This window comes from Acholeplasma hippikon (assembly GCF_900660755.1).
Classification (GTDB): domain Bacteria; phylum Bacillota_I; class Bacilli_A; order Acholeplasmatales; family Acholeplasmataceae; genus Acholeplasma; species Acholeplasma hippikon.
In genome coordinates, this window is record NZ_LR215050.1 from 530845 (window position 1) to 554297 (window position 23453).

The following is a 23453-nucleotide window of genomic DNA, read 5'->3' on the forward strand; positions in this document are numbered from 1 at the left end:
AAAACTCCAAATGGAGTTTTCTTTATCTTCTTAATCCTAATTCGCTGATTAATGCTGCGTAACGTGCTGAGTCAGTATTCTTTAAATACTTAAGTAAGTTACGTCTACGACCAATCTTCATGAATAAACCACGTTTTGAGTGGAAGTCATGAATATGAGTTTGTAAGTGTTCGTTTAATTCATTGATTTCATGAGTTAAAATTGCGATTTGAACTTCTGGTGAACCAGTGTCTCCTGCAAAACGTGCGAACTTTTCAACGATTGCTTTTTTTGCTTCTTTGTTTAATGCCATTTTTATTTCCTCCTATGTCTCGTATAGCTAAAGACTTTAGTCTGGCTTCACTAAGCCCTCGCTATCGACCTGAATTATCTTATCATACTATAATTCTAAAATCAAGGATTTTTACACTTTTTGTTAAAAATTGTGTGATTTTATAGAATAATTAAATTTTAATAAATTGATCCACGTTTAAAATAAAGACTGTTGCTCCGCCAACTGATACTTCCATTGGCAATGCTGAAAATGCACCAAACTCATTAACGATTGTATTTGGAACAATTTTATTTCTAGTCTTTGAATATTTTTCGATAATATCTAAAACCTCTGGAACCTTTTCATCGTTAACCCCAATTAAGAAAGTTTGGTTACCTTCACGTAAGAATCCGCCTTTAGTAGCTAATCTAGTTGAAAAGAATTTTTCATTAATAAGTCCTTTTTGAACTTTGTTTGCGTCATCATTTGAAACAATTGCAATAATCATTTTCATATGAGGTTACCTCCTAATATCTTTATTTTACCATAACTTAAAGAATTTTTAGATAGTTGAATTGTTTCTTCAACATCTTTTTTAATTTGGTCAATTAATGCATCCAAATTGTCGAATTTTACTTCATCTCTAAGGTAGTGTTCAAAGTAAATTGTAATCTCTTTTTGATATAAATCACCATCATAATCAATGATAAATACTTCTAAACGTTTGCTTGAAGAATAGTTAAGTGTTGGGTTATGACCTAGGTTTGCACAACCTAAAAACATTTTACCGTCAATAAGGACTTTAACCGCATAGATACCAACTTTTGGTAAATAGTAATTTTTGTAATCAATATTCGCAGTTGGAAATCCAATTAAGCGTCCGACCTTGTCTCCGTGCACAACCTCACCGTGAATGTTATAGGTTCTATTCAACAATTTTGATGCTAATGAAATATTTGCTTGATCAAGTAATTGTTTAATATAAGTTGTTGAAACTCTTGTATTTTTATAGAGTAAATCTTCAACCAAATCTACTTCAAAATGCTTCTCTAAGTCAGTTACATTTCCTTGTCCGCGATATGCAAACTTAAAGTCTCTACCAATAACTAATCTCTTTACATTTATTTTCTTTAAAAAGTTAATAAAATCATCAACTGATAATTTAGAAAAATCAGGGGTAAAGTTAATGATAAAGAAATAGTCCATTCCCATTTTTTCTAAAAAGTTAGCTTTATCATGATCATCCATTAATGTTGGTATGACAGTTTTTGTAATTACAGATACCGGATGTGGTGAAAATGTCATCGCTGCTGATTTTGTATCTTTATATTTTTTAGTCATCTTCATGATATTTTGGTGGCCAATATGAACACCATCAAAATTACCAATGGCAAGTGTTAATGGTTCGTTATTTGTTATATTTTGATAATTGTCATGGAATAATTTCATATGCACTCCTTAGAATAAGTATAGTGGTCTAAACTTATCCTTTTCTTTTTCATAATATGCAATCTTATTGTTTTTATCATCAACAACAATAAATGGTGTATCTAATGTCGTTTGACGTTCATCCAAGTAAACACCATTTTTCACTAACTTAATCATATAATCATTAAGTTTAACTTCACGAACGCCACTAAATAATTCATTGTCTGTTATTAAATCATCTAATGAAACTTCATCAATTGTTTTAGCATCTTTTAAATGATAATTTCCGATTGTTAAGCGATTTAACGTACTTAATGCTGCATAAGTATTTAATTTATAACCTAGGTCTCTAGCTAAGCTTCTAATATAAGTCCCTTTAGAAACTTCAGCAATGAAGTGATAATTTTCTTCATTTATTAAATCAAAGTTATAAATGTTAACTAATCTGGTTTTAAGTTCTAATGTTTTTCCTTGTCTTGCTGCTTCATATGACTTCATACCACCTACTTTGATTGCTGAATATAATGGTGGCATTTGTTCATAGGAAGGTATAAAACTATGCATTTTTTCTTTTAATGTGTTAATGGTAAAGTTTGCTTCTTTTTCTAAAATAACTTCACCAGTAAAGTCATTCGTGTCAAATTCTTTACCGAAGATTAAGTTACCTTCATAAGACTTATCTAAATCATCAAATAAGAATGCAAGTTTGGTTGCTTTCCCAATCAATAAGATTAAAAGTCCAGTGGCAAAAGGATCTAATGTTCCAGTATGACCTACTTTATCTAAATTAAGTTTTCTTTTGACCTTATAGACAACATCGTGACTTGTTAATCCTTTAGGTTTATTTATTAATAAAATTCCGTTCATATGTAATTTCTTTCTTGTTCAATATATATAATTATACAAGAAAAAAGGCTTTTATTAAAAGCCTATTTTTTTTATTGATGTTCTGCTAACCATTCAAGTAATTTTTCACGTGGTTGATAACCTGATGCACGTGATACTTCAACACCGTCTTTGTAAAGAACTAATGTAGGAACGGCTCTAATTCCTGTGTCAATTGCTTGTTTACGGAATTCATCGATATCAACTTTTACAAATTTAGTGTCAGTTTTTTCTGTTGAGATTTCTTCTAATACTGGCATTAACATTTTACATGGTCCACACCAAGTAGCGAAATAATCAACTAATACTAAACCTTTTTGACTAACTAAGTCTTTGTAGTCTTCACCTTTATACTGTTGCATAAGATGCCTCCTTATCTTTTCTACTTATATTATAACTTCAATATGTCTTTTAAGCAAAGGAAATGAAACCACTAAAGCGTGATAACAGTCACACCATTTAAGCCTTCGCCTTCTTGTCCGTATCTGTGTGATTTTATGTAAGGTGACTTCTTTATATAGTCATGAACAGCTTTTCTAATTGCACCTGTTCCAAACCCGTGAATCACACGAATATATGGCATATTTAAGAGTAATGCATCATCAATTGCCTTATCCATTAACTCTTTAACTTCTTCATATCTAACCCCGCGTAAATCTAGTTCAAATGAAGCATTTTTTTGAATTTTCTCTTCACTTTTTCTAATTAGTGGCGTTTTTTTAACTTTAGTTTCTTTCTTTATTTCAACTTTTCTAAGGTCTGCTTTTTCAAAACTTAAATCAAATTGTCCTAAAGATACAAAATATTTATCACCTTTTATTTTAGTGACAACACCTTGTTGGTTATAACTTTTAATGTAAACTGTATCATCTACATTAATGTTTTCATCAACTACTTCTTCTTTGACTTCATGTTTTTGATTAATTTTACCCTTAACTTTTGCAGCTTCAGGTTTTGATAAACTTTCTTTTTTAGATAGTTCATCAATTAAATCCATTAATTCTGATTTTAGTTTTTGATATTTTTTCTCTTCTTTTTGTTTAACTTTTTCGATTGCTTCTTCTTTTTTCAGTTCTAAAGCTTCTAATTTTTCACGATAAAGTTTAATTTCTTTTTCTAATGTTTCATTCTTCAATTGAACTTCATCTTTTAAGTTCATGATTTCATTTTGTTCAATGCTTAATTTTTCTAAGCTTTTTGCTAGGTTTGTTTGTCTACCGCCTAAAAGTTCTCTAGCGTGTTTAATCACGTCTTTTTGGAGTCCTAAGCGCTCAGCGATTGAAATTGCATGCGATGAACCTGAAACCCCTAATTGGAGTTTATAAAGCGGCTTTAATGTTTCTTGATCAAATGCTACACTCGCAGTTAAAATATCGTCATGTTCATAAGCATATAGTTTTAACTCCGAATAGTGAGTTGTCACCATCATACGAACAGCCTTATCTTTTCGTAATTTTTCAATGATGGCAATTGCTAAACTTACCCCTTCAATCGGGTCTGTGCCACTACCAATTTCATCAAGTAAAATGAGGGATGAACCATATACTTCATCTAACATCTTTTTAATCTTTGTTAGATGTGATGAGAATGTTGATAAGCTTTGCTGGATGGATTGTTCATCTCCAATATCAGCAAATACATATTTAAATAAACTCATTTTGCTGCCATAATTTACTGGAACTAAAATACCTGATTGTAACATTAACGTTAATAACCCAACTGTTTTTAACGCTACAGTCTTACCACCTGTGTTAGGACCCGTAATCATTAAAACTGGTTGTTCTGGATTAATCTTAACATCAATAGGGACAACAATTTCTTTATTTAATAATGGATGGCGAGCCTTTAAGATATCAATTAAACCCTCTTCATTGATTTCAGGTAAAATCGCATCTATTTCTTTAGCATAAAGCGATTTAGCATGATAAATATCTAAGTCAATAAATGATTCCATTTGTACTGCTAAAGAATCTTTAAAAGGTTTTATTGATTTTGTTAATTGGGTGAGAATTTTATTAATTTCATTTGTTTCTAATTGCGTAAGGTATTCAATATCCTGTGTGACTTGTCTAATATCATCTGGTTCAATATAAACAGTTTGCTTAGAAGCAGATACATCATGAATAACCCCTTTAACTTTATGCTTATATGATTCTTTTACAGGTATTGCATAACGCCCTGCACGCATGACAATTAAACTTTCATTTAAATAACTTGCATATTTACTTAAAACCTCAGAGAGTAGTTTTTCCAAAATCTTAGTTTTTGTGCGTAAACTCTTTCTAATATCATTTAATGTAGGTGATGCATGGTCAAAAATCTCATTATTTTCAGATATAATTTGATTGATTTCATTTAATACTTCTTTATGATGAGGTAGTTTAACCAAGTATTGATAAGTCATTAAATCTGAATTGTCGAACTGAATACGATAATTCTCGAAAGATTTCTCCATTAAGACATATCTTTTTATTTGAATAAATTCATCAATATTTAACTGTAAACGAGAACCTAACATATTGATTGTTTCAAGGTGATCAAAGTCATCCACAAATGGCATTCTACCATACTTAGTCAATAGACTTAGAATCTCATTACTAAAGGATAAATCATGCTTTATATTATCATAATTATCACTTGGTACTAATGCTAAAATTCGTTCACGAGAATTTTTTGCATGTGTGTAGTTAGCTATGATTTCTAAGATGTAATTAAGTTCTAAAATTTTAGTTGAGAATCCCATAAACTAACCTCCTTCTTTAAAAAATGGTATAATATATATTAGAAAAGGTGAATAAATTGAAAAATTATACAATGACCTTATCCAGTCAACAAATGGATACACTAAAGGAACTTTATAAAAATAACTTATTAAAGGTTACACAACCTTATATTTATTTTGTTGCTCAACATAATGATACTCGAATTAGTGCTTTTACATCAGGTAAAGTTCTTCTTCAAGGTGATGAAATCAACTCTGAACTTGTGACAATCAAGTCTTTATTAAAGATAACTGATTATGCTGCAATTGGTTCAGATGAAGTTGGAACTGGAGATGTATTTGGTCCAATTGTTGTTTGTACTGCCTATACTTCTGTTGAAGATTTAGCCTATCTAGAAAGTTTAAATGTACGTGATTCAAAATCAATGACAAATAAAGAAATCATTAAAATCGCTCCACTTATTGCGAAAAGAATTACACACTCACTTGTTATTCTTTCACCTGATAAGTTTAATGAAAAAACAAATCAAGGTTTCAATCTTAACAAAATCAAAGCACTCTTACACAACCACATGATCATTAAGACAACTTCTAAAGTTGTTGAATCAGTACCTGTGATTTTAGACCAATTTTGTCTACCATCACACTACTTCAATTATCTTAAGGATGAAAAACTTATCTATCGTGATATTGAATTCCATACAAAAGCAGAATCAGTTCACTTATCAGTTGCTGCCGCATCAATTATTGCGCGTTATGCATTCTTAGTTAAGATGCATGAACTTTCTAAAAAACTTGGAATGAGTTTAAAACTTGGTGCAGGAAAAGAAGTCGATGAACAAATCAAGGAAATCTATGATACACATGGCATCCAAGTCTTAAACGAAGTTGCAAAAATGAATTTCAAAAATGTTACTAAACAAAATTTAGTTTAAAGTTTCTAAGAATTTTTTAAATCCTTCAGGCAATGGCACTTCAAAAGTCATTGCTTTTTTTGTTATCGGATGGGTAAATTGTAACTTATATGCATGTAACATTTGACCATCATCTACCGGTAGTGGTTTAATACCATATAATGGATCACCTACGATTGGGTGCCCTATATATTCCATATGAACCCTAATTTGATGCGTACGACCTGTTTCAAGGTTACACTCAATTAAAGCATATTTACGATAGTTTTTAATAACCTCAAAATGCGTTACAGCATGTTTTCCGTCCTTAACCACAGCATTTTTTGTTCTATGTTTTGGATCTCTACCAATCGGTGCATTAATTGTACCTTTTTTGTTTTGAATAGCACCCGTAACTAAAGCAATATAACTTCTCTTAATATCATGGTTTGCTAAATCTTTAGCTAAAATTTGGTGAGCTTCATTGGTTTTAGCAACCATTAATAAACCAGTCGTATCTTTATCAATTCTGTGTAAAATACCTGGACGATTCACACCATTAATATCACTTAAATTATCTTCTAATTCGTGTAATAAACCATGTACTAACGTGTTATCTCGGTATGTGTTAGATGGATGAACAACTAATCCTTTTGGTTTATTAATAACTAACAAATAGTCATCTTCATAAACAATATCTAGTTTCATATCAACCGGTGTTAAATCTAAGTCTTTAGCTTCAGGAATATTAACTGAAATAATATCTCCTGCCTTTAAGATATAACCCGGTTTAACTGTTAAACTATTGACTAAAATGTCGCCTTCTTTAATTAACTTAGTTATATAAGTTCTTGTTAGTTCTAAATTTTCAACCAAATAATGGTCTAATCTTTTATTTTCTGATAGATTTACTTCTAATGTTTTATTCATGTTCTTCAGTCTCTTGTTTCTTTTTCTTTTTTAGGGTATCTAGAATCATGACATCTACAAATAACAGCACAATACCTGTAATTAAAATGACATCTGCTAGATTAAATATTGTATTTCCTACAATTGGTAAAAATGGCATTTGACAGTAATCAATTACGTACCCTAAAAGTAATCGATCAATTCCATTTCCTAATGTGCCAGCAATTAAAAAGACAAAGGATAGTGTGTAAACCTTTTTAGTTTTAAAGTTACTTGTTGCTAAAAAATATCCAAATGCCCCTAAGGCAATCAAGGTTACAATAAAGAAAAATACAGATTGTCCTTGTAACATACCAAATGATGCACCATAGTTTCTCGTGTTACTAAACTTTAAAACACCTTCAATAATAACTTTTGTTTCATTTAATTCAAAAATACTTACAAAGTATCTTTTAATCCCAAAGTCTAATAAAACTAAAAAGACAATTAACGCAATCGATAAAATCATAATAACACTCCTATATATGTAATAATTGCTAACCCAAGAATTAAAGTAATAAATTCATAAACTATCGTATGAACAATAATTATTGCATGTACTTTAAATTTAGCCTCACCATATTTTACCTTTAAAATATAATATTTTAAATAAATTATTAAAAAAATCATGAACAAAGTTAAAAATAACATCAAAAACATTGCTGGATAAATCAAATAATTAAATAAATAAAGGTGTCCTATAATCAAGTATATTGGTAAAAAGATAAAAATATTTAAAAGAATTGACCATAAAACAGAGAATAATCTCTTCTTTTTATCAATTGTTTTTAACATTTTTAACTGCTCTTTAAAAGTAATAAAAAGGTTACTCAAATATTTCATAAATAACCTCTATTGCTTCATAAATATTCTCTACTTGATACATGTTAATTTTTGAACTTAAATGTTTAACTTCATCATATTGTGATTTAGGTAAAATAAAGTGTTTTGCACCTTGGTCAAGTGCACCATATATTTTTTGTTCTAAACCACCGATTCTACCAACTAAAAAATCATGTCGAATCGTTCCAGTTCCAACAATAATTTCATCAATTTTATCATAGTTTATTAAACTAAAATATACAGATAAAGTGTACATCATGCCTGCTGATGGTCCAGAGATTAAAACACTTTGTCCTGGAATTGTGAATTTTGGAGAACTATTTTTAATCTCATATTTAGGATAAAAACTAAAAACAGGATTATTTTCTTTAACAAAATTAACATCAATAATTTTTTCAAATCTTTTAATTTTTAAATACATCTCTTGTTTGGAATTAAAGTAACTTAACATACTCGCATGATCTACGAACTTTTTTCCATCAATCTCCATGATTAAATCACCAATTTCTAAATTGGTGTATTTACGCTCACGGTAATCAATAATCATACCTAAGTAGTCATAATCAATAGAAATTGTTGAATCCACTTCATTTGCTAATGTAAATGCTGTAATGATTGATTGTTCAAAACTTGCCTGTTTTTGAATAATGCCTCTTCGACTATTTTCTGTTAATGTTAGTTGTCTGATATAGGGACTTATTTCTTCTACACTCATTCTTGGATTCAATTCATAGATCATTCTTCCAAACGCAGTAATTTGATTTGTACTTAAGACACTCACTGAATATAAATTATTTGTTGTGTTACTACCTTCAATTAAAATCATGTCATTTGTACTTTTAATACCATAAGGCGAAGTCACTGAATAATTTGTTGGAATTATTAAGGCTAGCATCAAATAGATGTAAGGGAAAAAAAGTATCGCAAAAATCTTTTTTAACTTACTCATTTAAAGTGATTTCTTCCATTTTTATCTGGCGGTATTTAATACCTGCAGCTTCCATTATTTTGAATGATGCTACATTGAAATCTTTTCCTTCATCTTTATTTGATACATAAACAATTTCTTTAATACCTGATTGAGCGATTAATTTCATACATTCATTACAAGGAAATAAAGTAACATATATTGTTGAACCTTTAAGGTTTTGAGTTGAATTCAAAATTGCATTTGCTTCTGCGTGAACAACATAAGGGTATTTAGTTTCTAAGAAACTCCCTTCTTTTTCCCAAGCAAAACTAGAATCATCCAATCCTTTAGGTAAGCCATTATAGCCAATACCTACGATTCTTTTTTCTTCATTTACAATACATGCTCCAACCTGTGTTGAAGGGTCTTTAGAGCGTAGCGCTGAAAGCTTTGCTACGCCCATAAAGTAAGTGTCCCATGAAATATAATCTTTTCTCTTCATTTTTTCTCATCCTCTTTGGCTAAAGATAAATCCACATGACAGTATCCTGTAGGATTTTTGTCTAAATAGTCTTGATGATACGCTTCAGCTAAATAATAGTTTGTTAATGGTTCGACTGAAACCACAATCTTTTTATCATATTTAGCTTGCTCTTTATTAATATATTCAATCGCTTTTTCTTTTGTTTCTTCATCTAGATAATAAATTCCACTACGGTATTGAACACCAACATCATGACCTTGACGGTTTAATGTTGTCGGATCAATAATTCTAAAAAAGTGTTCAAAAATTTTATCTAAGTTTGTTTCATTCTCATCATAAAGAATCTCAACTGCTTCAGCATGTGTGGCAACGCCATCACAAACTTCCCTGTAAGTTGGATTTTCTTTGTTCCCATTTGCATAACCACAAGATGTATCTAAGACACCTTTGATTTGTTTGAAATATGCCTCTACTCCCCAAAAACATCCGCCAGCGAGTATAATTTTTTTCATCGTACTTTAATACCTAACTCGATAAATTGTTTTTCATCTGCTGGAGATGGAGCTTGAGTCATTAAGTCTCTAGCTGATTGTGTTTTAGGGAATGCAACAACATCTTTAATGTTATCAGTCTTAGTTGCAAGCATTGTGATTCTGTCTAATCCAAAGGCAATACCACCATGTGGAGGTGTACCATAACTTAAGGCTTCTAAGAAGAATCCAAATTTACCTGTAAGTTTCTCTTCTGTAAATCCTAACTTATCAAACATTAATTGTTGAACTTGTTGGTTGTGGATTCTAATTGAACCTCCACCAATTTCATAACCATTCCATACAGCATCGTATGCCTTAGCTAAACATGTTGCAGGATTATTTCTTAATTCTTCAACTGATTGAGGTGCAGTGAATGGATGGTGACGTGCATAGAATCTATCTTCTTCTTTTCTGTATTCTAATAATGGGAAGTCTACAACCCAAAGTAGCGCTTCTTTATTAGGGTCAATCATATTTAAGTCTTTAGCTAATTCTTTTCTTAATGCACCACAGGCATTTGTTGCATCTTCATAAGTACCTGTAACAAAGAAATATGTAAATCCATCTTGTAATTCAATACCTTCAACAAATTTTGCAATTGAACCTGATACGACACCATTTTCTTTTTTAAGGTATGCTAATGCATCACCGTGATTTTGTTTAACAATTTCAGTTGCTCTATCAAAGTATTTTCTTGTAAAGATTGCATTATTTGAAACTTTAAATCCACGAATAACTTCTTTACCTTTAAATACTGGCACATCATGACCAACAAATAATTCATTAAAGTTTTCAATGAATAATTCATAACGTAAGTCTGGTTTATCTGAACCATACTTATCAAATGCTTCAGCATAAGGCATTCTTTGTAATGGTAAGACTAATTCTTTCCCCATTGCCTTAAAGATATTTGATAAGACTTTTTCACCCACATTTAGAATATCTTCTTGTTCAACAAATGATGCTTCAATATCGATTTGAGTGAACTCTAATTGTCTATCTGCTCTTAAGTCTTCATCTCTAAAGCATCTAGCAACTTGGAAGTACTTTTCAAATCCAGCAATCATGTATAATTGTTTGAATTGTTGAGGAGATTGTGCAAGTGCGTAAACTTCTCCATGATATAAACGAGAAGGTACTAAGAATTCTTTTGCTCCTTCTGGAGTAGATTTCACCATATAAGGTGTTTCTAATTCTGGGAATCCTAAATCTAATAAAGCAGAACGAATAGCTTGTGTAATTTTACTTCTTTCAAGTAAATACTTTTGTGAAGCCGGTCTTCTTAAGTCTAAATAACGGTATTTTAATCTTACTTCCTCAGAAATATTATTTTGATCATCACTAATTGTAATTGGTGTTGGGTTTGCAGTATTGATAATCACTAAATTAGATACTTCAACTTCAATTTCTCCAGTTAAAATATTCTTATTTTTAGATTCTCTTTCAATAACTACACCTTCAACTTCAATCACGTATTCGCTCTTGATTTCTGAAGCGATTTGATAGAATGAGCTTTCAGGTTTTACTAATAATTGTGTAATTCCAAATTTATCTCTTAAATCAATAAAGATTAATCCACCAAGATTTCTTTTTTTGTTAACCCAACCTTTTAAGGCAACCTTTTCTCCAAGGTTTTTAAGGGTTAGTTCATTGTTATTGTGCGTATATTTGAACATGTTATAATAACTCCTTGAGTTTATTTACTAACTCTTCTTTTCTAATTTTTATTTGTTCTTCTGTTGAAGTATTCTTTAGGTTAACAACACCTTCATTTACTTCATTTTCTCCTATAATCACTAAGAATTTGGCACGATGATTAAGTGCTTCTTTAAGTTGTGATTTGAAGTTTTTATTTGTATAATTTAAATCTGATGAGAATCCATGAACTCTTAATTCATTTTGCAAGTTAAATGCTAAATCTTTAGATTTTTCATCGAATGTAACAAAGAATGCATCTAAACTTGGTTCAGGAGCAAGTTCTCTTCCTTCAATTTCTAAAGCATTTAATAAGCGTTCCATACCAAAAGCAAATCCAATACCAGGTGTTTTTGGACCACCTAATTCAGAAACTAAATTGTCATAGCGTCCGCCACCACCTAAAGCATTTTGCGAACCGAATCCTTCAATCTCTGCTTGGATTTCAAATACAATGTGTGAATAGTAATCTAATCCACGAACTAGCTTTCTATCAAGCGCATAAGGGATTTTTGCTTGATCAAGTAAACGTGTAATCGTTTCAAAACTATTTCTTGATTCTTCATCTAAATACTCTAATGGAAGTGGTGCATTTTTTGTGATTTCTTTATCTACTGGAACCTTAGAATCTAAAATTCTTAGTGGATTCTTTTCAAGTCTTACTTGAGAATCTTCACTTAATTGATCCTTATATGGTAATAAGTAGTTATATAATGCTTCTTTATATGCTGCTTTTGATGCATCATTACCAAGTGAGTTAATTTTAACAACAACACCTTTTAAGCCTAATCCGCGAATTGTTTCATAAGCTAATGCTAATACTTCAGCATCTAAATAAGGATTATTAGTCCCTAATGCTTCCACACCAAATTGCATGAATTGTCTAAAACGACCTTTTTGAGGGCGTTCATATCTGAAATTCGGTCCAATATAAAATAATTTAGTTAAATCATTTTGAGCATATAATTTATTTTCAATAAAACTTCTAATAACCCCCGCAGTTCCTTCTGGACGCAGTGTAAGATTTCTATCACCTTTATCTTTAAAATTATATGTTTCTTTTGTAACCATATCCGATCCTTCATTTTCTCTGTGGAAGACATCTGAATATTCCATAATTGGTGTTCTAATTTCTTTATAATTAAATTTTCTAAATAGTTCTCTCGCATATGATTCTAATGCAACCCATCTTTTAGATTCATTAGGTAATACATCATATGTTCCTTTAACTTTGACTTGACTCATTTAAAATTCTCCTTTGTTAAGTAATACCATTTTGACGGATCAGTTTGACCTGTAAATCTGTTATACGCTCTTTCATAATCCGTTTTTTCAAAAATAAAACCATTTTTCTTAATAACTTGTTCACTTGCAACATTGTCAACTGCATGACCAATCACAATTTTATCAAAACTATGGTACCAGAATGAAACTTCTAATAATTTTCTTAATGCTTCTGTCATGATTCCTTTACCCCAATAATGTTTATTTAGGGCATATCCAATTTCATAAACACCATCACTTACTTTTGTGTGAATATCAATAGTTCCAATCATCTTGTTTTTTTCTAAATCAATGATTGCATAACCAACTGGCAATCCGCGGTCAGGTCGTGATAAAAAGAACTTCTTAATTGAGGCAACCGCTTCAGATTCATCAACATATGGTCCCCAACTTAAAAACTTTACAACATCCATGTCTGAACCATATTCAAACATATCTTTAGCATCGGATACTTCAATATCTCTTAGCATGTAATTTTTAAAATAAATAACTGGTTGCTTCATTTAATACATCCTTTCTTATAAAAAAAACCGTCCTTAAATATGCTAAGGACGATCTAAATCGCGGTGCCACCTTAGTTCCAGTTGCCTGGCCCTCAAAAGTTTTATGGTTTCAAAAGTTGTCCCATGATTTTCCATTTCCAGTCTTTCACCTATCACTGGTCGCTATCAAAATTCCCAATCATTTCTTCTTTATCATTAACCTATTAACTTATTAATAATATTACCATTTTTAGAGCGTATAGTCAATAAAATACGGCTAAACTCCTTATTGTTTTTAACAAAAAAAGGCTTATAAAAGCCTCTTAAAGTTTTGAGTTAAAGTCTTTTAGACGATTTTTAATATCTTGTTTGTAATAATTCATTGTAACTTCAAACACAACTTGTACTGGAACTGATAAAATTGCTCCAATAATGCCGAAGAATGCTTGACCAAGTAAAACAAATGAAATGGTGGCAATCGGATTTAAACGTAGCTTTGTTTGATATATTTTTGGATTAATTACATAAGCATCTAATTGTGGGAATACAATTGTAAATATTGCTAACCCAATCATACCATATGCTGCATTTGGTACAGTCATGATAATCACTGCAGTAAATAGTATTGAGAAATAACCTCCAAAATAAGGAATAAGTGATAAAATTGCCGCAACAATTGCAACCAATGGCACAAATGCTAAGAATTCAGGGAAGAAAATCGATAAGATTAGCATTAATCCACCATATTCTAGTGCTTGAATACCTGCAATAATTACTTCTGCCCACAGATAATTGGTTAATTCTCTATCTAATTGGCGAACAAATTGAAATGCTTTTGGTTTTAATGTATCTTCTAAATACTCTTTAATTTCTTTTTTAATTCTTGGAAAGGTTAATAAGAAAATAATTCCTACTACAACAATAACCGCACTGTTAATAATTGCTTGCCAAACACTTTCTACTGTCCCTCCACTAGCAGTGAAGAAATTAGAAATTTTATTTACTAGATCTTGAACAAAGTCTTTTGCATAACTTGTAACACCAGATGTATCTACATTTAGAATGGTCCCAATTTGTTCCATAATACGCTCAACCCCAATGGTTAAGTCACCAATATTATCTACAGCCGGTTTCAAAATGCCAAATACTAAGTAAATAAAGAATCCAACAATGAGTGAATAAACAAAGATAATACCTAACCAACGAGGAATCTTACGCTTTTGTAAGAAAGTAAGTGTTGGATTTAATATATATGCCAGTGTGAAGGCAATAATTAATGGTAATAACGCTGTTAAAGCTTTAAATATAAAACGGTCAACACTTGGCCATATGAAAATCATGATAACAATTATCATTAGTAAAATAAGAATATTCAACAATCTCGTGTTTAACTTATTTTTCATATTACTCCAATTCGTAAAGTAAATTTAATGGACCATCATATTCAGCTTGAATGATCATATGAGCACCAAATTGTCCTGTTTGAACGCGGTGTCCAAGTTTTCTTAAACATTCAACAAAGTGAAGATAAATTGGAAGTGCTTGATCACCTTTTGCAGCTTTTGTAAAGCTTGGACGATTATTGTTTGAAGCATCCCCATAGAGTGTAAACTGTGAAACGACTAAGATTTCTTGCGTCTTAGGATCTAACTTTAAGTTCATTTTACCATCTTCATCATGAATTAATCTCATGGTATTCAATTTATTTGCACATTTTTCTGCTAATGCTAAAGTATCTGTGTCTTTTACACCAAAGTAAACAATATACCCGCTGCCAATATTTGCAATTTCTTTTCCTTCGACTTCTAGTTTTGCATGATTCACTCTTGCAACTAACATCCTCATCTAATTTCACGCTCCACATAGTAAACTTGAGGCACTTTATGAAGGTTTACGATTAACGTTTCTAATTCTTCTATGCGGTTAAGCGAAACTTTCATTTTAATAATTGATTCTAAATTAGCATTAGATACTGCTGAAATTTCAGCAATTGTAATGCCTTGTGCATTTGCAACTTGAATTAAATCTGTTAATAAACTATTTCTAGCTGTGCCAATAATCTTTAACCATGTTGCATATTTTCTCGTTAAATTCGTTCCCCAATAAGCTGGGATAAATCTATTTCGGTCATATTCTTTAATATTTGTACAGTGTTCAGCGTGTACAACAATACCACTACCCTTAGTGACATACCCTAAGATTTTATCTCCTGGGACTGGTGTACAGCAGTTTGCCAGCTTAATTTGAGGATTTGTTAACCCTTCAACTACAACCCCTGTATCAGAAGTTGCAATAAGTTGACGTGCTGTTCGCTCCATTTGTCTTTGAATAAATGCATCTTTATTCTCTTCTGGTGCAAGTTTGTTTGCTACTGCTTTAACTGAAACGTTACCTTTACCAATTTCAGCATATAATGATTCTAAATCAGTAATACCATTTTTCTCAAAATTCTTTTGAGCCCACTCATCTGTAAGTTCATATTCTTTTTTAAGATTTGTTAATTCTCTATCTAAAGCTTCCTTACCAGATTGAACTGTATTCTCATAATTTTCTTTATTAATAAATCCTTTAATCTTATGACGTGCGTGTGGGCTTTTCGCTATTTTCAACCAGTCTTCACTTGGACCAGAAGAGTTTTTATTTGTCTTGATTGCAACAACATCACCAGTTTGTAAGGTATGATCTAAAGTGACAATTCTGCCATTAACCGTTGCTCCAACCATACGATGACCTACATCTGTATGAATGCGGTATGCAAAGTCAATCGGTGTAGAACCTGCAGGTAATTCAACTACTTCACCTTTGGGTGTAAATACATAAACGTTTGCTGAGAAAATATCTGTTTTAATGGTGTCAACAAACTCTTGCGAGCTGTTTTGTTTATCATCTGTATCTTCAGTCAGCTTTAATAAATCCGCATACCATTTTAAACGTTGAGCAATTTCAAATTGTTCTTTTTCTTTAGAATAAACTTTGTTTTCTTTATATGCCCAATGCGCAGCAATCCCATTTTCTGCAACCATATCCATCTCATGTGTTCTAATTTGCACTTCAAATAATGTACCATCTGAATGTAGAACTGTTGTATGTAATGATTGATAAAGGTTTGGTTTTGGAACTGCAATATAGTCTTTAAAACGTTTAGGAATTGGTGTGAAGTGCGCGTGGATAATACCTAATGTTTGATAACATGTTTCTACTTTATCGACAATAATTCTTACTGCTAATAAATCATAAATATCCTCAAAACTTCTACCTGAGTTAACCATCTTTTTGTAAATTGAGTAAATATTTTTAATTCTACCCTTAATCTCAAAATCAACGATATGAGCCTCTCCAAATAGTTGTTTGATATATTCAATGACATTACTAATTGAATTTTCACGTTCTTCACGCTTTGTCTTCACTAAGTTAGATACTTTATAATACATTGTAGGATCAACATATCGTAATGAACGATCCTCTAATTCTGCTTTCCATCTGAAAAGACCGAGTCTATGTGCAATTGGTGCATAAATATCTAAAGTTTCTTGTGCTATTCTTACTTGCTTTTCTGGAATCATAGAATCAAGTGTTCTCATATTATGCATTCTATCTGAGATCTTGATTAAGACTACACGAATATCTTTTGCCATTGCAAGTAACATTTTTTGCTGATTGTCTGTTTGGGTTGATTGATTAAATGAGATTTTTTCTAATTTTGTAACCCCATCTACTAATGATGCAATATCTTTACCAAATTGTTTTTCTAATTCAGCTAATGTTAAATCTGTATCTTCTACTGTATCATGCAAAAGAGCAGCGACCAAGGTATTTGGTCCTGCTTCGATTTCTGCTAAGATTCTCGCTACCGCAACTGGATGCGTAATATATGGTTCTCCACTCTTACGCATTTGTCCTAAGTGTTTTTCTTTTGCAAGTAGATATGCTTTGGTAATTAAATTGATGTTTTCTTCTTTTTTGATATAGTGCGAAATATCATCGATGAGCGCTTGGTAAAGTGCATCATTTATCAATATAATCACCCTTTCTTATTGTTTTTTAATAATGAATTAAAGTTTTAACGTCATAACCCTTTAATAATTCTCTACCTTTTAAGTCGTCTAATTCAATTAAGAATGCTAAACCGACAACTTCTCCACCTAGTTTTTCAACTAATTGGATTGCTGCATTCATTGTTCCACCTGTTGCAAGTAAATCATCGATGATTACAACTTTATCTCCTGGTTTAACAGCATCACTGTGAAGTGATAGTGAATTTGAACCATATTCTAAATCATAAGATACAGTTACTGACTCTCTAGGTAATTTACCTGGTTTTCTAACAGGAGCGAAACCGATACCTAAATTAACGGCAACAGGGCATCCAAAGATGAATCCTCTTGCTTCTGGTCCAACGATTAATGTTGCACCTTTTTCTTTAGCGAATTGGCTAAATTGATCTGCAGCATACTTGTATGCTTCTCCATCTAACATTAAAGGTGTGATATCTCTAAATAAAATACCTTCTTTTGGGAAATTTTCTACTGCTGCGATATAATTTTTTAAGTCCATGTCTAAACTCCTTCAAAAAAATAGCCGTTTTGGCTTGCATAAATATTCTATAATATTTACGCGTTTTTTACAATGATATTAAATGGTATAATGATTATAGGATGTGATAATTATGGAACCACTAGCAAGTAGAATGCGTCCAAAAAAATTAACTGAAGTCTTTGGACAAGACCATTTAATTGGATTGGATGGCGTATTAACAAAAATGCTTGAAAGAAAAACATGGTTAAGTTTTATCCTTTATGGCCCTCCAGGGACAGGTAAAACGACCATAGCTAAATTATTTAGTGAAGAAAGTGGATTGGACACTTATTTTTTCAATGCCTCTACAGATAATAAAGCAAAACTTAAAGATATTTTAGATATGACTGCATATCATGATGTCTTAATTGTTGTCGATGAAATTCATCGTATGAAAACCGATATTCAAGATTATCTTTTGCCTTTCTTAGAAAATGGCAAAGCCATCATGATTGGTATGACAACATTAAATCCTTACCAAAGTATTAATTTAGCCATTCGTTCACGCTGTCATTTATACGAAATAAAATCTTTATCTGATGAAGATATTAAAAAGGCTCTATTTAAGGGATTAAGTCAATTAGATGTTGATTTTAAACTCTCAGAAGATGCGATTCAATCCATCATCCGTTCTTCAAATCATGAAATTCGCTCTGCATTAAATTTACTAGAAAGTGCATCATTAATTTTAAATGATGGTGATGTCTTAACATCTAATATGGTTCGTCGATTAGCTGGTAAGCCACAGTTATCATTAGATGATGGTGAAGATCATTTCTATGAGATGTTATCAGCACTTCAAAAATCTATACGTGGTTCTGATGTTGATGCAGCGCTACATTATTTAGCAAGATTAATCACTTTAGGTGATTTAGAATCTATCATTAGAAGATTACTAGTTATTAGTTATGAGGATATTGGACTAGCTAATCCAACAATGAGTCAAAAAGTATATACTGCTTGCATGACTGCAAAAATGTTAGGATTTCCTGAAGCACGAATTCCTCTTGCAACAGTTGTTGTTGATATGGCAATTAGTCCTAAATCTAATACCGCATACGCAGCATTAGATGAAGCTCTCACTGATTTCCAAAATGGAATAACTGGAGATATCCCTAAACATGTAGATAATAAATATTTAAAAGCCCACCCTGAGGCTTATCATTATCCACATAATGATCCAAACTCACTTAATTCAGAAAAATACTTACCTGAAAAAATAATTAATAAGCGTTACTATAAACCTAAAACAGAATCAGCATATGAAAAAGCATTATCTGATAGAAAAGATTTAATCGATAAAATTAAAGGGTATAAAAAATAATGGTTGCATGATGCAACCATTTTTATATGATGTATTTACTAATTAAAGATAAAACCACCTTTTAAAAGGTGGTTTTAACTTTGTTTTTTACCCCTGATATACTGTTCTGGCCATTCAATTTCTGTTTCATTTAATAAAAAGAATGGTTCTCTTAATAATTTTCTACCAAAATATATTAAGTCAGCTTCTTCTTGATTTAATGTATTTTCAGCTAGTTTTATTTCATCAATTAAACCACCAGCAATCACTGGAAGTCCAGTAAGTGATTTAATCGTTTTGGCATAACCTAATTGATATCCTGGATAATCATTTACTTTGGTTAAAATAGTTCCTCCGCTTGATACGTGAACTAAATCAATATCCGACTTGATTTCATTTAATACACTAGCCCAAACTTCAGGTGTAAGGCCGTTTTCGTCATATTCATATGCTGTTATTCTAAGTTGTAGTACTTTATCTTTTGGCCAGTATTTTTTAACTTCTTTTATTATATTTTTTAAGAATAACGTACGGTCTTGATATATATCTTTACGTTTATTTGCTAAAGGCGACATAAACTGATTAATCAAATAGCCGTGCGCACCATGAATTTCAAGTGCATCAAAACCTGCTTCATTGGCACGACGTGCAGCAGCACCAAAGGCTTTAATAATATCATTAATTTCATCAATTGAAAGTTCATTTGGAACTGGATAATTGCCAAATGCTATTGCACTTGGTGCTACTGATGGTAAAATTTTAGATTTTCTTCCAGCGTGATTAATTTGTATGGCTACTTTTGTACCATATTTATGTAGTTCAGTAACTAATGATTTAAAATCCGGAATAAAATCATCACTCCAAACTCCTAAATCTTGATCAGTAATTCTTCCTCCTGGTAGAACGCCTGTAGATTCAATGATAATGTAACCCACACCACCAACTGCACGCATTAGATAATGTGCTTTATGAAACGCCGTTAAATGTCCACTTTTATCAAATGATGAATACATACACATAGGTGGCATGACCACTCTATTTTTTAAGTTTAAATTTTTCAAATTAAATTGTTCTAATAATTTCATCTTTTACCACCTTCATTATTATTTTAATCTTTTAAGAAAAAAACTCAAGTTATGCTTGAGTTTTTGCTTCTTTCAATTCTGTTGAAATAATGACTGGAATAGTAATAGGTTTTCTTCTTGTTTCACTATATAAGTACTTAGCTATTTCTTCTCTAACTTCTGCTTTGTAGTCATTCCAGTTAATATATTTGCTCTTTAAATGCTTATCTGATACTTTATCAAAGATAATTTTTACTTCTTCTAAAATGTTTTGACTTTCTGATGTGTAGACAAATCCTTTAGATATGATTTCTACATTACCTAAGACTTTCTTTTGTTTAGGATCAACATTGGCGATAACTAATAAGACACCGTCTGCAGCAAGTAATTCTCTATCACGCATAACATAGTCATTTACATCGCCAATGGCTGTACCATCAATTAGAATATCACCGGTTTTGATTTCTTGCTTAGATACATATGCATCTTTACCATCCATAAAGTAAACTGAATCGCCATTATCTAATAAGAAGATATCTGATTCTTTATAACCTAAGTTTTCAGACAGAGTTTTTACGCCATATTGGTGACGATATTCACCAATAGTAGGAATTATATATTTTGGTCTTAATAGATTAATCATCATCTTAATTTCTTCTGCTGTTGCATGTGCACTTGATAATAAACGCTTATCAATCATTTTGATTTGTGCTTCAGAGCGATATAATACATCTAATGTTCTAGCAGCCATTTTTTCCGTACCAGGAACTGGTGCAGTCATAATTAAGATCGTATCATTTTCATTGATGTGGATCAGTCTATCTTGTTTTTTGCACATTCTTTGAAGCATATAGAATGGTTCATGACGATTACCTGTCACTAAACATACTAAGTTATTTGCATCATTTTTATTTTTTTCATCTATGAATCGAAGATTTGTTAAAGCTTCTTTGGGAATATTTAAATATCCTTTTTCAATAGCAATATCAACAATTCTTTGTGCACGACGACCAATGATGGCAATCTTCTTATGATGGTTTAATGAAATATCAATGACTCTTTGAATCTTTTGAAGGTCTGATGAGAAAAGCGATACAATAATTCTTCCCTCAGCGTTTGCATAAACTGAGTTAATCTTATGGGTTAAATTATCTTGGATTCCACCATCTTGAACAAGGGTTGAACCAAGTGATTCAGTTAGCAATGCAATCACATTCTTTTGTGATAGTTCATTAATTTTTTGGAAGTCTGTTTGATACTTTGGATCTCCATTTTGAACAAATGTAAAGTCTGAAGTATAAACAATGACACCATCCATTGTATGCACCGCTATTCCAACTGACTCTGGAATTGAGTGTGTAGTTGAGAAGAAAGTAATTTTAACATTACCTGCTTTAATAATTGAATTTTTATCAATAATATTTAATTTTAATGTATCAAGATCATAATTCTTTTCTTTTAATGAATCTTTCACAATATCCATTGTAAAAGGTGTTGCGTATACCGGAACATTTAATTCATTAAGGATATGTGGAAGGGCTCCAATATGGTCTTCATGGGCATGCGTTAAAAAAATCCCCTTAATGCGATCTTTAATTCCAATCAGCATTCTAAAGTTAGGAATAATTTCATCGACTCCATATAATTCTTGAGTTGGGTACTTTAAGCCGGCATCTAAAATAAAGTATTGTTTATCTACATCTAAAACATACATATTTTTTCCGTTTTCACCTAGTCCGCCTAAAGCAAAAAAACGTATTTCACTCACAATAAATCTATCCTTTCTGAACCGTTTATTAGTTATACTAATTATAGCATATTATCACTTATTACGTGAAAAAAATGTTTTCATATTTTTATTATTAGTCATTTTTACTTAATTATCTTATAATAATTATACGAGGTGTTTACGCATGTTAGGATATCCAACCAAAAAGAAAACTCAACCAAAAGTAGTTAACATGGCAAATCTAGGAATGACTTTAGAAAGCGATATTGAAGCAACAAATCAATATTACTTAACCCATAATATCGCTGTTATTCATAAAAAGCCAACACCAATTCAGGTTGTTAATGTTAGTTACCCAGCACGTAATAAGGCTAAAATTACTGAGGCTTATTATCGTACGCCTTCAACAACAGACTTTAATGGATTATATAAAGGCAAATACATTGATTTTGATGCGAAAGAAACCAACTCAAAGACTTCTTTCCCACTAGCAAACGTTCATGAACACCAAATTATCCATCTAAATGATGTTAATAATCACGGTGGTATTGCTTTTTTGATTGTTGGTTGGAAGATCTACAACGAATATTATTTATTACCATTTAAAGATTTAAAAATATTTTGGGATGAATCAAGAAATGGTGGTAGAAAATCTATTCCATATGATTTTTTTAAAGAAAAAGGAATTACCATTCCTTTCTCATATCAACCTCGATTAGATTATTTAAAAGCTATTGACATATTATTGGGCCAAGTTTAATTGGCCTTTTATTATCTTTAATTGTCTAAAGGACAATAAAACAATCACATTAATTGTTATAAAAGTTGTTAATGTATAAATCATATTATATATACCTGAATAGATAAATGCGCTATTATTTACACTCTCTAATAAGTTATTTGTCCATTCGTTACTTGTTGCATAGGATGCCCATAATAAAGCACCAACAATTGTTGAACTTAACCATCTTACCATTAATGCGACAAATGATCCTAAAACAAAGTGTAATCTTTTATCTAAACTTTGTCTAAATAAGCCGGTTAAACCTAGCGCACCAAATGCAATCATATAGTCTAACATAAAAACTGTTACTGCTTCTTTTAAGTCACTAGCAAAATACGCTAATGCATAACCATCTAAAAAGAAAGTTAACAGTCCATATACAACTGCACCAAGTATACCGTATCTTGGACCTACAAATATACCAATCATCATGACAGGTAATAAACTAATGTTAAATAATCTGCCACCTAAAGGCATCGATAAATTTAACCCTGGGATTAACCCCGTAATGATATCTAATGCGACTGCAATCGCAAGTAATGTAGATACTAGAACTATTTTTCTAATACCATTGATGTTTCTATTCATTCTTTTTCCTCCTAGAAAATAAAAAAATTTCCTTGGGGTACCAAAGAAAA

The 23453-nt window shown here is 31.1% G+C and carries 25 protein-coding genes; 3 read left to right on the forward strand and 22 right to left on the reverse strand.

Annotated features, from left to right (window positions below; genetic code table 11):
• Window positions 1-22 precede the first annotated feature (22 nt).
• The 6 genes from rpsO to EXC59_RS02580 form a co-directional block, all read right to left on the reverse strand.
• On the reverse strand, window positions 23-292 hold the full coding sequence (gene rpsO, locus EXC59_RS02555; RefSeq protein ID WP_035369410.1) for a 30S ribosomal protein S15: 270 nt from the start codon (window positions 290-292) through the stop codon (window positions 23-25).
• 151 nt (window positions 293-443) lie between these two features.
• The gene (locus tag EXC59_RS02560) at window positions 444-767 is read right to left on the reverse strand and encodes a cyclic-di-AMP receptor (protein ID WP_035369409.1); all 324 of its coding nucleotides are present in this window, start codon (window positions 765-767) and stop codon (window positions 444-446) included.
• On the reverse strand, window positions 764-1702 hold the full coding sequence (locus EXC59_RS02565; protein WP_162164026.1) for a bifunctional riboflavin kinase/FAD synthetase: 939 nt from the start codon (window positions 1700-1702) through the stop codon (window positions 764-766). The genes EXC59_RS02560 and EXC59_RS02565 overlap by 4 nt, the downstream gene beginning before the upstream one ends.
• A gap of 9 nt (window positions 1703-1711) precedes the next feature.
• Entirely contained in the window at window positions 1712-2548 is an 837-nt protein-coding gene (gene truB, locus EXC59_RS02570; RefSeq protein WP_035369407.1) for a tRNA pseudouridine(55) synthase TruB, read from the reverse strand.
• A 71-nt stretch (window positions 2549-2619) separates the two neighbouring features.
• Entirely contained in the window at window positions 2620-2928 is a 309-nt protein-coding gene (trxA, locus tag EXC59_RS02575) for a thioredoxin (protein ID WP_035369405.1), read from the reverse strand.
• A gap of 71 nt (window positions 2929-2999) precedes the next feature.
• Window positions 3000-5309, reverse strand: coding sequence for an endonuclease MutS2 (locus tag EXC59_RS02580; protein ID WP_035369404.1), 2310 nt, complete (start codon window positions 5307-5309; stop codon window positions 3000-3002).
• 56 nt (window positions 5310-5365) lie between these two features.
• On the opposite strand from EXC59_RS02580, the gene rnhC reads away from it, so the two are divergent.
• Window positions 5366-6223 carry a ribonuclease HIII gene (gene rnhC, locus EXC59_RS02585; RefSeq protein WP_035369402.1) on the forward strand — a complete coding sequence of 286 codons (858 nt, stop codon included), beginning with the start codon at window positions 5366-5368 and terminating at the stop codon, window positions 6221-6223.
• On the opposite strand, the gene EXC59_RS02590 is transcribed toward rnhC, so the two are convergent.
• From EXC59_RS02590 to EXC59_RS02645, 13 genes are all read right to left on the reverse strand, one after another.
• Window positions 6215-7111, reverse strand: a complete 897-nt coding sequence (locus EXC59_RS02590; protein WP_035369401.1) for an RluA family pseudouridine synthase — start codon at window positions 7109-7111, stop codon at window positions 6215-6217. The two genes, rnhC and EXC59_RS02590, sit on opposite strands and share 9 nt — an antisense overlap.
• Window positions 7104-7598: a signal peptidase II gene (gene lspA / locus EXC59_RS02595; protein ID WP_035369400.1), complete on the reverse strand. Its 495-nt coding sequence runs from the start codon at window positions 7596-7598 to the stop codon at window positions 7104-7106. Before lspA ends, EXC59_RS02590 begins: the two co-directional genes overlap by 8 nt.
• On the reverse strand, window positions 7595-7972 hold the full coding sequence (locus tag EXC59_RS07080) for a hypothetical protein (RefSeq protein WP_162164025.1): 378 nt from the start codon (window positions 7970-7972) through the stop codon (window positions 7595-7597). The genes lspA and EXC59_RS07080 overlap by 4 nt, the downstream gene beginning before the upstream one ends.
• The gene (locus EXC59_RS02600; protein ID WP_035369396.1) at window positions 7956-8921 is read right to left on the reverse strand and encodes a S16 family serine protease; all 966 of its coding nucleotides are present in this window, start codon (window positions 8919-8921) and stop codon (window positions 7956-7958) included. Before EXC59_RS02600 ends, EXC59_RS07080 begins: the two co-directional genes overlap by 17 nt.
• Complete coding sequence (locus EXC59_RS02605; protein ID WP_035369395.1) at window positions 8914-9384, reverse strand: deoxycytidylate deaminase; 471 nt, start codon at window positions 9382-9384, stop codon at window positions 8914-8916. Before EXC59_RS02605 ends, EXC59_RS02600 begins: the two co-directional genes overlap by 8 nt.
• A complete protein-coding gene (msrA, locus tag EXC59_RS02610; RefSeq protein WP_162164024.1) occupies window positions 9381-9878 on the reverse strand; it encodes a peptide-methionine (S)-S-oxide reductase MsrA in 498 nt (165 codons plus the stop codon). The genes EXC59_RS02605 and msrA overlap by 4 nt, the downstream gene beginning before the upstream one ends.
• On the reverse strand, window positions 9875-11575 hold the full coding sequence (gene aspS / locus EXC59_RS02615; RefSeq protein WP_162164023.1) for an aspartate--tRNA ligase: 1701 nt from the start codon (window positions 11573-11575) through the stop codon (window positions 9875-9877). The genes msrA and aspS overlap by 4 nt, the downstream gene beginning before the upstream one ends.
• A gap of 1 nt (window position 11576) precedes the next feature.
• The gene (gene hisS, locus EXC59_RS02620; protein WP_035369391.1) at window positions 11577-12839 is read right to left on the reverse strand and encodes a histidine--tRNA ligase; all 1263 of its coding nucleotides are present in this window, start codon (window positions 12837-12839) and stop codon (window positions 11577-11579) included.
• The gene (locus EXC59_RS02625) at window positions 12836-13381 is read right to left on the reverse strand and encodes a GNAT family N-acetyltransferase (RefSeq protein WP_162164022.1); all 546 of its coding nucleotides are present in this window, start codon (window positions 13379-13381) and stop codon (window positions 12836-12838) included. Before EXC59_RS02625 ends, hisS begins: the two co-directional genes overlap by 4 nt.
• 302 nt (window positions 13382-13683) lie before the next feature.
• On the reverse strand, window positions 13684-14763 hold the full coding sequence (locus tag EXC59_RS02630) for an AI-2E family transporter (RefSeq protein ID WP_035369387.1): 1080 nt from the start codon (window positions 14761-14763) through the stop codon (window positions 13684-13686).
• Between the two features lies 1 nt (window position 14764).
• Complete coding sequence (dtd, locus tag EXC59_RS02635; RefSeq protein ID WP_162164020.1) at window positions 14765-15199, reverse strand: D-aminoacyl-tRNA deacylase; 435 nt, start codon at window positions 15197-15199, stop codon at window positions 14765-14767.
• Window positions 15200-15201: 2 nt separating this feature from the next.
• Window positions 15202-17385, reverse strand: a complete 2184-nt coding sequence (locus tag EXC59_RS02640; protein WP_408608870.1) for a RelA/SpoT family protein — start codon at window positions 17383-17385, stop codon at window positions 15202-15204.
• Window positions 17386-17401: 16 nt separating this feature from the next.
• On the reverse strand, window positions 17402-17914 hold the full coding sequence (locus tag EXC59_RS02645; protein WP_035369383.1) for an adenine phosphoribosyltransferase: 513 nt from the start codon (window positions 17912-17914) through the stop codon (window positions 17402-17404).
• A gap of 112 nt (window positions 17915-18026) precedes the next feature.
• Between EXC59_RS02645 and EXC59_RS02650 the strand changes: the two genes are divergently transcribed.
• The gene (locus EXC59_RS02650; RefSeq protein ID WP_035369382.1) at window positions 18027-19259 is read left to right on the forward strand and encodes a replication-associated recombination protein A; all 1233 of its coding nucleotides are present in this window, start codon (window positions 18027-18029) and stop codon (window positions 19257-19259) included.
• A 74-nt stretch (window positions 19260-19333) separates the two neighbouring features.
• Here the strand turns inward: EXC59_RS02650 and EXC59_RS02655 are convergent, their stop codons facing one another.
• Together EXC59_RS02655 and EXC59_RS02660 are read right to left on the reverse strand one after the other, a co-directional pair.
• Window positions 19334-20323, reverse strand: a complete 990-nt coding sequence (locus tag EXC59_RS02655) for an oxidoreductase (protein ID WP_035369380.1) — start codon at window positions 20321-20323, stop codon at window positions 19334-19336.
• A 49-nt stretch (window positions 20324-20372) separates the two neighbouring features.
• On the reverse strand, window positions 20373-22070 hold the full coding sequence (locus EXC59_RS02660) for a ribonuclease J (RefSeq protein WP_035369379.1): 1698 nt from the start codon (window positions 22068-22070) through the stop codon (window positions 20373-20375).
• Window positions 22071-22215: 145 nt separating this feature from the next.
• On the opposite strand from EXC59_RS02660, the gene recU reads away from it, so the two are divergent.
• Window positions 22216-22791 carry a Holliday junction resolvase RecU gene (gene recU, locus EXC59_RS02665; RefSeq protein ID WP_035369378.1) on the forward strand — a complete coding sequence of 192 codons (576 nt, stop codon included), beginning with the start codon at window positions 22216-22218 and terminating at the stop codon, window positions 22789-22791.
• On the opposite strand, the gene EXC59_RS02670 is transcribed toward recU, so the two are convergent.
• Window positions 22774-23403: an energy-coupled thiamine transporter ThiT gene (locus tag EXC59_RS02670; RefSeq protein WP_035369377.1), complete on the reverse strand. Its 630-nt coding sequence runs from the start codon at window positions 23401-23403 to the stop codon at window positions 22774-22776. The two genes, recU and EXC59_RS02670, sit on opposite strands and share 18 nt — an antisense overlap.
• Between the last annotated feature and the right edge of the window lie 50 nt (window positions 23404-23453).